The sequence below is a fragment of the Bradyrhizobium algeriense genome (assembly GCF_003062295.1).
Taxonomy (GTDB): domain Bacteria; phylum Pseudomonadota; class Alphaproteobacteria; order Rhizobiales; family Xanthobacteraceae; genus Bradyrhizobium; species Bradyrhizobium algeriense.
Window position 1 is genome coordinate 1 of the sequence record NZ_PYCN01000294.1, and the last position, 429, is coordinate 429.

Annotated in this window: 1 protein-coding gene; it reads right to left on the reverse strand. The window is 56.9% G+C overall.

Annotation, left to right across the window (positions count from 1 at the left end; translation table 11 throughout):
* Positions 1-291, reverse strand: a 291-nt coding sequence (locus C7G61_RS43575) for an ATP-binding cassette domain-containing protein (protein ID WP_145963880.1), incomplete at its 3' end; no start/stop codon positions are given.
* Between the last annotated feature and the right edge of the window lie 138 nt (positions 292-429).

Sequence of the window (429 nt, forward strand, 5' to 3'; positions counted from 1 at the left end):
GGCCATGTTGTCGGCGACCGTCATATGCGGGTAGAGCGCATAGTTCTGGAACACCATGGCGATGTCGCGCTCCTTGGGCGGGACATCATTGACCACCCGCGGCCCGATCCGGAGCTCGCCGCCGGAGATGTTCTCCAGCCCTGCGATCATGCGCAGGAGGGTGGATTTGCCGCATCCCGACGGCCCGACGAGGATGACGAATTCCCCGTCCTGGATGTCGATCGATACGCCATGAATGACCGGAACCGTTCCGAAATTCTTACGGATGTTGCGGATCTCGACTGAGGCCACTGGGCTTCCTCCAAAACTTTGTGCGTTCGCGGCACTCTAAAGGTGCCCTGCCAGAATCTTGATACGGCTACGCTGTGGTAGGTGTTTCTTCGACTTGATCAAGTTAAGCACATATCATGTTGCACGACAAATCTTGAC